A 13836-nucleotide genomic window follows, 5' to 3' on the forward strand; every position below is an offset into this window, starting at 1 on the left:
GGGCGCAAAAAAGGGCATAAAAAATAATCGATTTATTTCAAAACAGCCTCTTAATCCCCCTAAAATAACGCTATGGAAAGAAAGGAGTTTTTACGCAGTATGGGTGCCAGTGCCGCTTTTGCACTGATGTTCCCATGTGTGAGCGGATGTTCAAAAGATGGAGAAGATTTGGAAACTTTTCCTGAACCTGATGGTGTCGATTTCACGGTTGATTTGACCTCGCCAGAAGCTGCACCGCTCGCCAATAATGGCGGTTTTATCGCTGTCAAGTCTGACCCTGAATTGACGTATTTGGACATCATTGTTGCCCGAAACCTTGAAGGAGACCTCATCGCGGCCAGTAAAATATGCAGCCACCAACAAACCGAAGAAGTTCGTTTTATCAGTGACAGCGGTGGAATTTTCAACTGTACCACCCACGGTTCGCGTTTTGCACAAGATGGCACGCCCCTGAACACCATCACCAATAATCCGCTTAAAATTTTCAATACAGAGCTCAATGGCGATATACTAAGAGTTTTTGAGTGAGTTAAGAACTTTTTCCCAAATGAAAAACCTATTGTTCATCGCGTTGCTTGGCCTTTCCCATACGCTTCTGGGGCAAGATTGGTGTGCTGAATACCCATCGGCTCTACTACAGGCCAAAGAAGAAAGCAAACCGATCATTTTGGTTTTTTCAGGTTCTGACTGGTGCGCACCCTGCATAAAACTGGAACATGAGATTTGGACTTCGGAGGAATTCAAAAAGTACGCATCGGAACATTTTGTGCTGTACCGTGCCGATTTCCCAAGAAAAAAAACAAACCAGCTTTCAGAGACTGTAGGCGGGCAAAACCGAAAGTTGGCCGATAAGTTCAATCCGAAAGGGTATTTTCCTTTGGTAGTGGTCTTGGACCAAGATGAAGAAACATTGGGCACTTCGGGCTATGAAAACCTTTCCCCAAACGCCTATATCGAACTATTGAATTCATTTTTGAAATGAAGAAACTGTACTGCTTTTTGATAGGTCTTTTCTTTTTGACGGTATCGGGTCAGCAAGAAAAACTGGTCACGGTCAAAAGGCAGATGAAACTCATGGGTACCCAGTTTGAAATCACCGTAGTGGCCCAAAACGAGGATATTGGCTACATCAACATTGAAGAGGCGGTTTCAGAGATCGTGCGCATTGAAAAAATGATTTCGTCTTGGGATGCCGATTCTGAAACGGCATTGATCAACAAGAACGCTGGTATCAAACCGGTGAAGGTCAGTTATGAGCTCTACAGTTTGATAGAACGATCAAAAAAAATCTCTGAAATTACCGACGGTGCCTTTGATATTTCTTATGCTTCCATGGATAGACTTTGGAAATTCGATGGGAGCATGAACAGCTTTCCGACCAAATCACAAATTCAAAAATCCGTTTCCAAGATTGATTACAAAAAAGTAAAGCTTGACCCTAAATCGCAGACCGTTTTTTTGCAGGATGCCGGCATGCGAATAGGTTTCGGTGCCATTGGCAAGGGCTATGCCGCCGATAAGGCCAAAGAATTTTTGATGTCAAAGGGGGTGAAGGCTGGTTTGATCAATGCCTCTGGCGACCTGACCACTTGGGGCACAAAGGCCACGGGTGAAAAATGGATGATCGGTATTGCCAATCCGCTGAGCAAAGACAAGGTTTTTAGTTGGTTGCCCATTGTTGAATCATCGGTGGCGACCTCGGGCAATTATGAAAAGTACCTTGAGTTCAATGGTGAACGGTACTCGCATATCATTGACCCACGAACAGGTTATCCTACAAAGGGCGTTCAAAGTGTGTCCATTTTTGCCAAAGACGCTGAACTGTGCGATGCTTTGGCAACGGCGGTCTTTGTAATGGGCAAGGATAGTGGCCTGCACCTTATCAACCAGATTGGTGGGGTCGAGGTGGTGTTGGTCGACTCAGAAAACAAAATCCATAAAAGTTCGGGCATCGCTTTTGACACAAATCAGTAACTTTAAAGCATGAGGGTCATCTTTTTTTTAGGATTGCTATTGGTGTTATGCCAATCGTGCGTAGTGGTGAAACGCTACGACATGGTCTACATCAACGATGAAGAGATGCAGCTGGGTGCCAAAAACTGTGAGCGATTTGAGACCAATTTTCAGGTATACCGAGAGGCCGCTGCGGGTGCCAATGGCGGTAAAACCGGTGGAGGATGCGGATGTAACTAAAAGTTAGAAGTTAAAAGTTAATAGTTAAAAGTGATTTGGTTGCAATCGAATACTCCAACTACTCAAAAGTTTAGAAATACGACGGGATTGATAATCTTGTTAACCACTTCGACCTTACTTTCCCAACAAACCGATACTTCGTACAAAAAAAGAGTGCTTGAGACCAGTGAAGTAGATCTGTTGCTGAGCTATTACAGCCAAGACGGCAATAATGCCGCTGTTACCGGGGGTGAGGGCACCGAAGAATTGACCGATGCCACTTCGGCCTTGGTACTGAGAATGCCCCTCAACGAAGATGATGTGCTGACCATTGACGTTGGCCTTTCAGCTTATACCTCGGCCTCTTCGAGCAATGTGAATCCCTTGGACGGTAATAGCACCAATGTGAGTCCGTTTGATGCGTCTTCTGGCGAATCGAGAAGAGACCAGTTGGTGCATATCAATCCGACCTATCAACATAGCTCAGACGATAGAAATTCCATTTGGAGTGCCAACGCCTACTTTTCCAACGAATACGATTATACGTCCGTAGGTTTCGGGGGAAGCTATGCTCGATTGTTTAATGAGCAGAATACGGAGGTTTCGATTGCGGGACAGGTGTATTTGGATACATGGAACCCGCAGTATCCCATCGAATTGAGGAACGGCTTTTTTGACGACCGGATTATGGGAAACGGTACGTACAACCCCCAATTTATGGAGCTTCAAGAACTGAACCGCAACTCCTATTCCCTATCGTTGAGTCTCTCACAAATTCTTGGAAAACGGCTGCAAGGAGCCTTGTTTGCTGATGTGGTGGCTCAAAACGGATTGCTGAGCACCCCTTTTCAACGGGTGTACTTTGGCGATGCCGAAGACTTTTTTATTGATGATTTTCAGTTGGCCGATGATGTGGAAAGGCTTCCCGATAGTCGTTTTAAGGTTCCTTTGGGGGGGCGGTTGAACTATTACGTCAACGACATTTTTGTGCTGCGGAGCTACTATCGTTTCTATTGGGATGATTGGGGTGTTGTTTCCCACACGGCAAATCTTGAAATCCCGATAAAACTGGCCGATGTGTTCACGGTCTATCCAACATATCGCTATTATTCCCAGTCTGCTGCTGATTATTTTTATCCCAAAGAAGGCGCACAGTCCGATTTTGAATATTATACTTCCGATTACGATCTGTCAAAGTACACGGCACACCAATTCGGGCTCGGGCTGCGTTATCAAGACGTCTTGACCAAAGCGAAATTACTCTCTTTTGTTCTGAAGACCATTGACCTCAGAATCAACAATTATGACCGTAGCGATGGTCTTAATGCGTTTATTGTTACGTTGGGCACCACTTTCGTGGGAAATTGAACCGTGCCTGTCGAAGCCGTCCCCAAGCCATTAAAAAATCGTAAATTCGTAGGCTTTACGAAGTAGGTTTATGCTGGATAAATTAAACATAGTCAAACAGCGTTTTGATGAGGTTTCCGATCTCATCATTCAACCCGATATCATTGCCGACCAAAAGCGATATATCAAACTCAACAAAGAGTACAAAGATTTAAAGACACTGGTAGACAAACGGGAACGCTACATTACGCTCACCGAACGCATTCAAGAAGCGGAAGAAATCATCGCCGATGGTAGTGATACCGAAATGTTGGAGATGGCCAAAATGCAATTGGAGGAGGCCAAAGAGGAGTTGCCCAAACTTGAGGAAGAAATTAAGTTTTTATTGATACCCAAAGACCCTGAAGATGAAAAGGATGTCGTCATGGAGATTCGAGCGGGTACCGGGGGCGACGAGGCGAGTATTTTTGCCGGGGACCTCTACCGCATGTATGCCAAGTACTGTGAATCAAAAGGTTGGAAAACCAACATCATCGATTTGAGCGAGGGCACCAGCGGCGGTTACAAAGAAATTCATTTTGAGGTGTCTGGTGAAGATGTGTACGGCACCTTAAAATTTGAGGCGGGCGTGCACCGCGTACAGCGCGTGCCCCAAACGGAGACACAGGGGCGGGTGCACACCAGTGCGGCAACGGTCATGGTGCTTCCTGAGGCTGAGGATTTTGACGTACAGATTGACCCTAAGGATGTTCGTATTGATTATTTCTGTTCTTCGGGCCCGGGCGGGCAATCGGTGAACACGACCTATTCGGCGGTGCGTCTGACCCACTTGCCCACGGGATTGGTGGCACAATGCCAAGATGAAAAATCACAGCACAAAAACAAAGACAAGGCGTTTAAAGTATTGCGGTCGCGTTTGTACGATTTAGAGTTGGCCAAAAAACAGGAAGAAGATGCCGCCAAAAGAAACTCACAGGTAAGCAGTGGTGACCGATCGGCAAAAATTCGCACGTATAATTATCCGCAGGGCCGGGTGACCGACCATCGCATTGGTTTGACATTATACGATTTGCAGAACATTATCAATGGCGATATCCAAAAAATCATCGATGAGTTGATGTTGGTTGAAAACACCGAGAAATTAAAAGAAGCCTCTGAAATTTTTTAAAGGGATTGTCCCCTTCTTGCATCCGACGAGCGTATGCGAGAGGAATGCATAATTTAGGGGTGTAATGAAATTGAATTGCCCAAATTTGAGTCAACACATGAAAACCGAAGAACTTATAGCCCAAATTAGAAAGAAGAAATCCTTTTTGTGTGTTGGCCTGGATACGGATTTGGATAAGATTCCTCCCCATCTGTTAGAAGAAGAAGACCCTATTTTTTCGTTCAATAAGGCCATTATCGATGCCACCCACGAACATTGCGTGGCCTACAAGCCGAACACCGCTTTTTATGAGGCTTATGGGCTGCGGGGATGGAAATCCCTTGAAAAGACCATCAAATACCTTAACGAAAACTATACTGAAATTTTTACCATTGCCGATGCAAAACGCGGCGATATTGGCAATACTTCGGCGCGCTACGCAAAGGCTTTTTTTGAGCAGCTCAACTTTGATGCGCTGACCATTGCACCCTATATGGGCCGCGATTCGGTAGAGCCTTTTTTGTCGTTTACAGACAAGCACACCATTCTTTTGGCGCTCACCTCTAATAAAGGGGCCTATGATTTTCAAACAAAAGAAGTCAATGACGGGCAGCTGTACGAATTGGTGCTTGAAACCTCAAAAGAATATGCGGGGGCCGAAAACATGATGTATGTGGTCGGTGCGACCAAGGCCGCTTACTTGAGCGAGATTCGAAAAATTGTGCCCAATCATTTTTTGCTGATACCCGGTGTGGGCGCGCAGGGAGGAAGTTTGGAAGAAGTGTGTAAGTACGGAATGACCAAAAATGTGGGGCTCTTGGTCAACTCGTCTCGGGGAATCATCTATGCCTCTACAGGAAAAGATTTTGCAGAGGCCGCCTCAAAAAAGGCAAAAGAACTGCAGGCCATCATGCAGGAAAGCCTTGAAAAATTGGGTTGAGGTTCACACCAAATTTTCAAGCACTTTTTTGAATCCCCGGGCTTTTCTCTCAAAAAATTCTCCTAGAGCCGTTCCGATATAGGTGGCGTCGGTAGCTTTTTCCAAAAAGTTTTGATATTGGTATTCCAAAAAGGCTATAGCATCGTTGCTGCTCGTAATCGGTGTCACTGTACCGACTTTACAATATTGCTTTTCCATAGTCATTAGATTTGTTCTTCCAAAGATACGTTCAAAATCGCTGTTTGGATTACACAAATAAGGGGTATTTAACTAAAAATCAGGTAGTTTGTCTATTTTTAACCAAAGATTGGCAAACTTGCCCAACAAGAGCTACCCAAAAGCCTGTTTTTTCACATATTTTTAGCACCATATCTTAACTACGATGAAAGCATTACTAACAACACTTTTTTTGCTTCCCCTAATGTTGATGGCCCAAAACACAGCTTGTAAATGTTGTACAGATACCCATAAAGCATTTGATTTTTGGGTGGGGTCATGGGTGGTCACAAATGCAGATGGCTCGCCTGCAGGCAACAACACAATTGTAAAAGAGGAAGGTGGATGCGTATTGCGGGAAAACTGGACAAGCGCTAGTGCCGGATTCACAGGCACGAGCCTGAATTTCTACAACCAGCAATCCAATCAATGGGAGCAGTTATGGATTGATAATTCAGGAAACCACTTGAAGTTGAAGGGAAACAGAACAGGCGATCAGATGATTCTCTCGTCAGATGAATTCACTCACACTGATGGTGAAAGTTATATCAACCGAATAACGTGGACCCATAACCAAGACGGCACGGTCAATCAACTTTGGGAAGTATTGCAGAATAATGAAGTCAAACAGGTTTTGTTCAATGGCCTGTATCGAAGAGACCAATAAAAAAACAGCCTTGTGTTTTGGTAAAGTTGATGACTAATTCAAACATACACATTAAAATGAGACCAAAACGAAGTTTTGTGAAGCAAAACCACAAGGCTGTGTTAACTATGGTGCTAATATAATTTTGGTCCATCTTAAATTGGGCAAGTCTTATCGACGATTACCACTGCCAAACCAAAATGACTCTTTTTTTTGTACTCAAGCAATTTTTCCCACCCTTTGATATTCTGTGGGCGTAAGGTTGGTATCTTTTTTAAAGGCTTTGTTGAAGGTGACTTTATTGTTGTACCCCACTTCATAGGCCACATCAATAATGTTCCAGTCTTGTTTGGAGCCATCCATCAAGATTTCTTTGGCTTCTTCGATACGGTACTTGTTGACCAACTCATGAAAACTGAGCTGAAAATGCTCGTTGATTACTTGTGAGGCGTTATGACGTGTTGTATTCAATCTGTTGGCCAAATCTTCAAGGCATAGGTCATTGGCCTTGTATATCTTTTCATTTGCCAATAAATGCTCTAGATTTTCTTTGAGTTCTTGTGAGAGGCTTTTGGTCAACCCTGATTTTTCATACTTGGGGAAAAGTCGATTGGTATATGAGTAAGCCCCGCCGAAAACGTGGGGCTGTATATTGGCCGAATATCCGACATAGAGAACCATCAGTGCCATAGCGGCAACTGAGGCATGATAGAGAAGTCCTATGGGTTGCTGCTGGTTAACGATTAGAATTCCGTACACAGAATAAATCAAAACATAAGAAATATGTATCTGATAAATATTTTTTTGCCAAGCCCTGGTCTTAACATCAAAATCCAATCTATTTTTTGCCTTTTGGTATATTCGTCTGATGAAAAAGGCATACGTGGCCAAAGAGATGGTTTTAAGGATGACAATAAGCAATAATCTACTTGAATCTTGCGGGTTCAAGCCATTTTGTAACCTTGTAATCATTAAATTGACTTTTTCGGTATGACCCATCGAGTACACATAGACAATCAAGTACGCCGTTAGAACAACGGTCGGTACAAGATGCAATAGATCGATAGCCCGAAACACATACTTTTGGGTAATCCTTTTAAAGTAAAAATATAATAAGGGCCCATATAGAAAAGAAGCCCAAGTTGACATCAGGTAGGTATGTGGGTATTCAAACAGGTAATTCGCACGGTGTATTGCAATATTTAAGATAAAAAGTGAGTGTATGAACAAAAATGCACTTATCAGATATCTTGCAATACGATTGATTTTATTGTTTACCAAAATGATTACCGTAACATAGAATCCTATCAAAGCGATTACGAAGTATGCTATCGACCATGCATTTATTTTTGGAATAATAGAGGTCGATAAACCATCAAACTTTTCAGAACCACGTATGTCGTCAAAACCTTCATGAAGCAAAAATGTAGGGTTGAATTCAAGTGCCAGGTAATCATAAAGATGTGATACCGAAGCATCTGGATTTTCAAGTGCAGCTTGGCTCAATGCCAGTTTTTTCAATATTTGGGGTTCATTGGCCTTTGAGTTTTCAAGGCTTTTCTCATAAAGGGGAATCGCTTTTTTATACCGATGAATATTGTAGTAATAATCGGCCCAATCCAATGAATCTTGGTGCGTGGCCATTACAAATGAAGACCGATACTCACCCTTTATAGAAATGGCGAAAGCATTTCCCAATGTGAATAGTAGCAAAAGAGGAGTGATAAGAAACCGTAAGTATCTCATTCCTTGATTGATGAATTAGCACAACATTAAATTAACAAATTGCCAGTGTTTAATCGTTAAAGAAATCTTAATAACGTAACTCCCGATAAGAATTTACTCTAGAAAAAGATTTAATCAAGATGGTGGAAAACGTTGTAAACGTGTTGGAAAATGAAATTAAGACCAAAAAAAAAGCCGGTGGTTACACCGGCTTTTTAAAACTAACTAACTCAAAAAAATGCTAACTCAGATAACTCGATACAAAACTTTACAGATTGTATTGTGTAAGTGGTACAAAGATACCATTACAACGTAATTGCTTTGTTTTGATATTGTTATAACGAAGTTAAGTTTACCTTATTGTATCTGATTTTAACAAAATTTCAATCTTGTAAGGCAAAGACTTTTTTTAGCAGTTCTGTTGTTCTAGAGGTGGTTTTTGTACGTATTTGCTTCTCTTCTATCGCTATCATGGTGTATACCCCACTAAGAGCTTCTTGGGTGACGTAATCTGTCAGATCAGGATTGACATTCTCTGTAAGGGGAAGTTGATTGTATCTTTCGATGAGATTGCTCCAAATTTTGTCAGCCCCTACTTTTTTAAATGAATTCTCAATCACCGGATTGAATTTGTCATACAGCTCTTTGCTCGTTCTCTCTTCCAAATAGGAGGTTGCTGCATTATCGGAACCCAACAAAATGTTTCTGGCATCGTTGAAGGTGATACCTTTTACAGCATCCACAAAAATGGGCATTGCCTCGCCCACTGCATCTTCAGCCGCGCGATTTAAGATTCTCAACCCTTCGTCGGCCAGTTTGCCGAGGCCAATGTTGCGGAGCGTATTGTCTACTTTTTGCAATTCTTGTGGCAATAAGATTTTGACGAGTTCATTTTTGTAAAACCCATCCTCCAACGAAAGGGTACCGACCTGTTTGTCAATGCCTTTATTCAATGCCTGTCTCAGTCCCATGGCGATTTCAGAAGAACTTACGGGGCCGTTTTGGGGAAGTTGGTTGACCACTTGCTGTAATTCTGAACATGAAAATGAAAAAAAGAGGAATGCAAAGCAAAGAAGTGTTTTTCTCATGGTATTGGGGTTTATATCTACAAACATAAAAATACTATTAAACGAGTTCGTCATGAAAAAATGACCGTCTTATTGTTGTAGACCATCGTTTTTCTATCAATGTGTAAATGGATTGCTCTTGATAGTACGATTTTCTCCAAATCTCTGCCCTTGGCGATAAAATCTTTGACCGAATGGGTGTGCGAAACAGGCGTTACATCTTGAGCGATTATCGGTCCTGCATCCAGTTCTTCGGTGATGTAGTGACTGGTGGCCCCAATAATTTTGACACCACGCTGAAAAGCGGCATGATAGGGTTTCGCACCAACAAATGCAGGTAAGAAAGAATGGTGTATGTTGATGATTTTGTTGGGATAGGCATCAATGATTCTTGGCGAAATAATCTGCATGTACCTGGCTAGCACAATGAAGTCTACGTTGTGTTCTTTTAAAAAATGTAATTGACGTTCGGCTGCTTTTTCCCTTTTGCTGACATTGGTTTCCACATGATAAAAGGGAATACTGAATTGTTCAGCGATTGAGCTTAAATCTTTATGATTGCTGAGTATGAATGGAATCTCCACCTGAAACTCCTGTGATTGGTACCTACTCAAAATATCGTACAGACAATGATTGTATTTCGATACAAACAAGGCCATTCGGGGTTTAATGCCTTCCGGATGTAAACTCCAGTTCATTTGAAATGGTTCGGCCAGATTATCTTGAAATTTTTTTTGAAATTTTTCCAAATCAGGGGAGTTTTCAAATTCTGATTCCAAGCGCATAAAGAAGACCCCCACTTCCTTGTCCACATGCTGGTCAAGATAGATTACATTACCTTTTTCATGGTGCAAGAAATTGGTCACCGCACTGATGATGCCGGGTCTATCTACACAATGGATCAAAAGGGTGAATTTCATAGGTGTTTTTGTGATAAATTTAGAGTATTCAAAAAAGCATGGCTGTAACGAACACTATTTTTGTAAGATTCGAAACACAATCCATTTTTCTTTGCATTTTCGTTAAATTGCAACGGTAAATTAGACTCCTTTTTGTCAATGGAACAAGTTGCCCCCTACAGGCCAAAGCATAAAATACGAGTTGTAACGGCTGCCTCCCTTTTTGACGGACACGATGCTGCCATCAATATCATGCGCAGAATCATTCAGGCCACCGGGGTCGAAGTCATTCACTTGGGCCATGACCGGAGCGTGGCAGAGGTGGTGAACTGTGCCATTCAAGAAGATGCCCATGCGATTGCCATGACGTCATACCAAGGTGGGCATAACGAGTACTTTAAATACATGTATGACCTGCTGCAGGAGAAGGGTGCTGGGCATATTAAAATATTTGGCGGCGGCGGCGGTGTCATTCTTCCAGAGGAAATAAAAACCCTCATGGATTATGGCATTGCCCGTATCTATTCTCCTGATGACGGCCGTAAAATGGGCCTGCAGGGCATGATCAATGATTTGGTGCAACAGATTGACAATCAAGTTCCCGTGCTGAAAAATCCCAAAGGGAAATCGCTAAAAGGGCTTTTGGATGAAAAGGATGTAAATACCATGGCACGTTTGATTTCGTTGGCCGAAAACAGAGTCGATGAGTTTGAAAAATACTTCGCATCCTTACAAAAAAAGCTTCCCAAAGTGCCAGTTCTTGGAATCACGGGCACGGGCGGTGCCGGAAAATCAAGTTTGGTCGATGAACTGGTACGCAGATTTTTGAACGATTTTCCTGAAAAACATTTGGGAATCATCTCCGTAGACCCCTCCAAAAGAAAAACAGGGGGTGCACTTCTCGGCGACAGAATCAGGATGAACGCCATCAACAATAAGCGCATCTACATGCGTTCTTTGGCTACACGACAGTCGAATCTGGCACTTTCAAAACACATAAAAGAGGCAATTGAAGTGTTGAAATCGGCTAAGTTCGACCTTATCATTCTTGAAACATCGGGCATTGGGCAATCTGACACCGAAATTTTGGAGTTCAGCGATGTCTCTTTATATGTGATGACTCCAGAGTTTGGTGCAGCCACCCAATTGGAGAAAATCGATATGCTTGATTTTGCCGATGTCGTCGCCATCAACAAATTTGACAAACGCGGCGCCCAAGATGCACTTCGCGATGTCAAAAAGCAGTACATGCGCAATCACGGTTTGTGGGATGTCAATCAAGATGATCTACCCATTTTTGGTACCATTGCCTCTCAGTTCAACGACCCGGGCATGAACAGCCTCTATAAAGCGGTGATGAATGTTCTGGTCGACAAGACCCAGGCCGACTTGAAATCCGATTTTGAGATTTCATCTGAGATGAGCGAGAAAATCTTCGTAATTCCACCTGCCCGTACCAGATACCTCTCTGAAATAGCCGAGAACAACAAAAGTTATGACGAGCGTGCCAAGCTGCAAGTTGCCATTGCCCAGCGATTGTACAGTATTTTTCAAACCATTCTTTCGTTGGTAAATGTTTCTGTGGATTCGGATGAAAGCATTTTTTTGGATAAATCTGGATTGAATGAACCAGAACTTCTTAAAAATGCCAATACTGATAAAAAGGATTTGATCAAGTCATTGTTCAGTGAATTTGAAAAGGCAAAAATGGAGCTTGATGCACACCATTGGATGGCCATTCTCAACTGGAATGATACTGTGGCAAAATACAGAGCACCTGTCTACGCTTTTAAGGTCAGGGGCAAAGAAATCAAGATTGACACCCATACAACATCGCTCTCGCATTCCCAAATTCCTAAAATAGCGTTGCCTAAATACAGGGCATGGGGTGATTTGCTGCTATGGATGCTGCAAGAAAACGTTCCGGGGGAGTTTCCCTACACGGCTGGGCTGTATCCATTCAAGAGAACCAACGAAGATCCCACTAGAATGTTCGCGGGTGAGGGCGGCCCCGAACGTACCAACCGACGTTTTCATTATGTCAGCCTTGACATGCCCGCCAAGCGACTTTCAACCGCATTCGACTCTGTGACCCTGTATGGCCATGACCCTGGCCACAGACCCGATATTTACGGTAAAATTGGCAATGCAGGAGTTTCCATTTGTTGTTTGGACGATGCAAAGAAACTGTACTCAGGTTTTGACCTTAGCGACCCCATGACCTCTGTGAGCATGACCATCAATGGGCCTGCACCGATGTTGTTGGCTTTTTTTATGAACGCCGCGATTGACCAGAATTGCGAAAAGTATATCAGGGAAAACAAGCTCGAAAAAGAGGTTGAATCAAAAATCAAACAGCTTTATAAAGGTAAGGAGCAACTGCGTCCGAAATACCATGGTAAGCTTCCTGAGGGCAATGATGGTTTGGGGCTGATGTTGCTGGGTGTTTCTGGGGACCAAGTGCTGCCAGAGAACGTCTACGAAAAAATAAAAAAAGAGACACTGGCCCAAGTCAGGGGAACTGTTCAGGCCGATATTCTTAAAGAAGACCAGGCACAGAATACTTGTATTTTCTCCACAGAATTTGCATTGCGGCTCATGGGTGATGTGCAACAGTATTTCATTGATGAAAATGTCCGTAATTTCTATTCCGTCTCCATTTCAGGGTATCACATTGCCGAAGCAGGGGCAAACCCCATCACCCAATTGGCTTTCACCTTGTCAAATGGGTTCACTTATGTGGAGTATTACCTGAGCCGCGGGATGGATATTGACCAGTTTGGCCCCAACCTTTCCTTTTTCTTTTCCAATGGTATCGACCCCGAATATGCAGTCATCGGTAGGGTGGCAAGACGTATCTGGGCCAAGGCCATGAAAGAAAAATACGGAGCGGGTGCACGGGCACAAATGTTGAAATACCACATTCAGACTTCGGGCAGAAGCCTGCATGCCCAAGAAATTGATTTTAATGATATCCGCACGACCCTACAGGCATTGTATGCGATTTATGACAATTGCAATTCATTGCATACCAATGCCTATGATGAAGCGATAACCACTCCCACAGAAGAATCGGTGCGTCGGGCTATGGCCATTCAATTGATCATCAACAAAGAGTTGGGCCTCGCCAAAAATGAAAATCCATTACAGGGATCCTTTATCATTGAAGAATTGACCGATTTGGTCGAAGAAGCCGTGTTGTTGGAGTTTGACCGGATTACCGAACGTGGTGGGGTGCTCGGTGCAATGGAGACCATGTACCAACGTTCAAAAATACAGGAAGAAAGCCTACACTATGAAACATTGAAGCATACGGGAGAATACCCAATCATTGGTGTGAACACCTTTTTGAGCTCTAAAGGCTCGCCCACCATTTTACCCGCTGAGGTGATACGTGCCACTGAAGAGGAAAAGAAAAACCAGATAGCGACCTTAAAGAACCTTCACCAAAAAAATGGATCCAAGATTGAAATACTACTGCGCGAACTTCAGGAAGTTGCCATAGAAAATGGCAATATCTTCGAAAAGTTGATGGAGGTATCCAAATATTGTTCTTTGGGCCAGATTACCAATGCGTTGTTTGAGGTGGGAGGGCAGTACAGAAGGAATATGTAGGTAGAGAGCAGATTTTTAAGCCTATTGAAAATCCTGCGAATCGTTTATGTCGTGTGAAGTTG

13 protein-coding genes are annotated in these 13836 nt (G+C 43.0%); 9 read left to right on the top strand and 4 right to left on the bottom strand.

Annotated elements, in window-relative coordinates:
- Positions 1–72 precede the first annotated feature (72 nt).
- The 7 genes from AAAH86_RS01200 (at position 73) to pyrF (ending at position 5606) form a co-directional block, all read left to right on the top strand.
- Positions 73–528, top strand: coding sequence for a Rieske 2Fe-2S domain-containing protein (locus tag AAAH86_RS01200; RefSeq protein ID WP_343485666.1), 456 nt, complete (start codon positions 73–75; stop codon positions 526–528).
- A 19-nt stretch (positions 529–547) separates the two neighbouring features.
- Positions 548–982, top strand: coding sequence for a thioredoxin family protein (locus AAAH86_RS01205; RefSeq protein ID WP_343485667.1), 435 nt, complete (start codon positions 548–550; stop codon positions 980–982).
- Positions 979–1974 (top strand): FAD:protein FMN transferase, encoded by a 996-nt coding sequence (locus tag AAAH86_RS01210; protein ID WP_343485668.1) that lies wholly within the window; start codon positions 979–981, stop codon positions 1972–1974. Before AAAH86_RS01205 ends, AAAH86_RS01210 begins: the two co-directional genes overlap by 4 nt.
- Before the next feature lie 9 nt (positions 1975–1983).
- Complete coding sequence (locus tag AAAH86_RS01215; RefSeq protein ID WP_343485669.1) at positions 1984–2193, top strand: DUF4266 domain-containing protein; 210 nt, start codon at positions 1984–1986, stop codon at positions 2191–2193.
- Positions 2194–2280: 87 nt separating this feature from the next.
- Positions 2281–3540, top strand: a complete 1260-nt coding sequence (locus AAAH86_RS01220) for a DUF3570 domain-containing protein (protein WP_343485670.1) — start codon at positions 2281–2283, stop codon at positions 3538–3540.
- Positions 3541–3610: 70 nt separating this feature from the next.
- The gene (gene prfA, locus AAAH86_RS01225) at positions 3611–4687 is read left to right on the top strand and encodes a peptide chain release factor 1 (protein ID WP_343485671.1); all 1077 of its coding nucleotides are present in this window, start codon (positions 3611–3613) and stop codon (positions 4685–4687) included.
- A 97-nt stretch (positions 4688–4784) separates the two neighbouring features.
- On the top strand, positions 4785–5606 hold the full coding sequence (gene pyrF, locus AAAH86_RS01230) for an orotidine-5'-phosphate decarboxylase (RefSeq protein WP_343485672.1): 822 nt from the start codon (positions 4785–4787) through the stop codon (positions 5604–5606).
- Between the two features lie 3 nt (positions 5607–5609).
- Here pyrF and AAAH86_RS01235 read toward each other — a convergent pair whose 3' ends face one another.
- Entirely contained in the window at positions 5610–5804 is a 195-nt protein-coding gene (locus AAAH86_RS01235; protein WP_343485673.1) for a hypothetical protein, read from the bottom strand.
- A gap of 184 nt (positions 5805–5988) precedes the next feature.
- On the opposite strand from AAAH86_RS01235, the gene AAAH86_RS01240 reads away from it, so the two are divergent.
- Entirely contained in the window at positions 5989–6489 is a 501-nt protein-coding gene (locus AAAH86_RS01240) for a hypothetical protein (RefSeq protein WP_343485674.1), read from the top strand.
- Positions 6490–6687: 198 nt separating this feature from the next.
- Here the strand turns inward: AAAH86_RS01240 and AAAH86_RS01245 are convergent, their stop codons facing one another.
- The 3 genes from AAAH86_RS01245 to purU form a co-directional block, all read right to left on the bottom strand.
- The gene (locus AAAH86_RS01245; protein WP_343485675.1) at positions 6688–8214 is read right to left on the bottom strand and encodes a helix-turn-helix domain-containing protein; all 1527 of its coding nucleotides are present in this window, start codon (positions 8212–8214) and stop codon (positions 6688–6690) included.
- 362 nt (positions 8215–8576) lie between these two features.
- Positions 8577–9281 carry a DUF4197 domain-containing protein gene (locus AAAH86_RS01250; RefSeq protein ID WP_343485676.1) on the bottom strand — a complete coding sequence of 235 codons (705 nt, stop codon included), beginning with the start codon at positions 9279–9281 and terminating at the stop codon, positions 8577–8579.
- Between the two features lie 50 nt (positions 9282–9331).
- Positions 9332–10180 carry a formyltetrahydrofolate deformylase gene (gene purU, locus AAAH86_RS01255; protein WP_343485677.1) on the bottom strand — a complete coding sequence of 283 codons (849 nt, stop codon included), beginning with the start codon at positions 10178–10180 and terminating at the stop codon, positions 9332–9334.
- Positions 10181–10318: 138 nt separating this feature from the next.
- Here purU and AAAH86_RS01260 point away from each other — a divergent pair, with 138 nt between their 5' ends.
- On the top strand, positions 10319–13774 hold the full coding sequence (locus AAAH86_RS01260) for a methylmalonyl-CoA mutase family protein (protein WP_343485678.1): 3456 nt from the start codon (positions 10319–10321) through the stop codon (positions 13772–13774).
- Positions 13775–13836: the final 62 nt, after the last annotated feature.

Source organism: Allomuricauda sp. d1 (assembly GCF_039592695.1).
Classification (GTDB): domain Bacteria; phylum Bacteroidota; class Bacteroidia; order Flavobacteriales; family Flavobacteriaceae; genus Flagellimonas_A.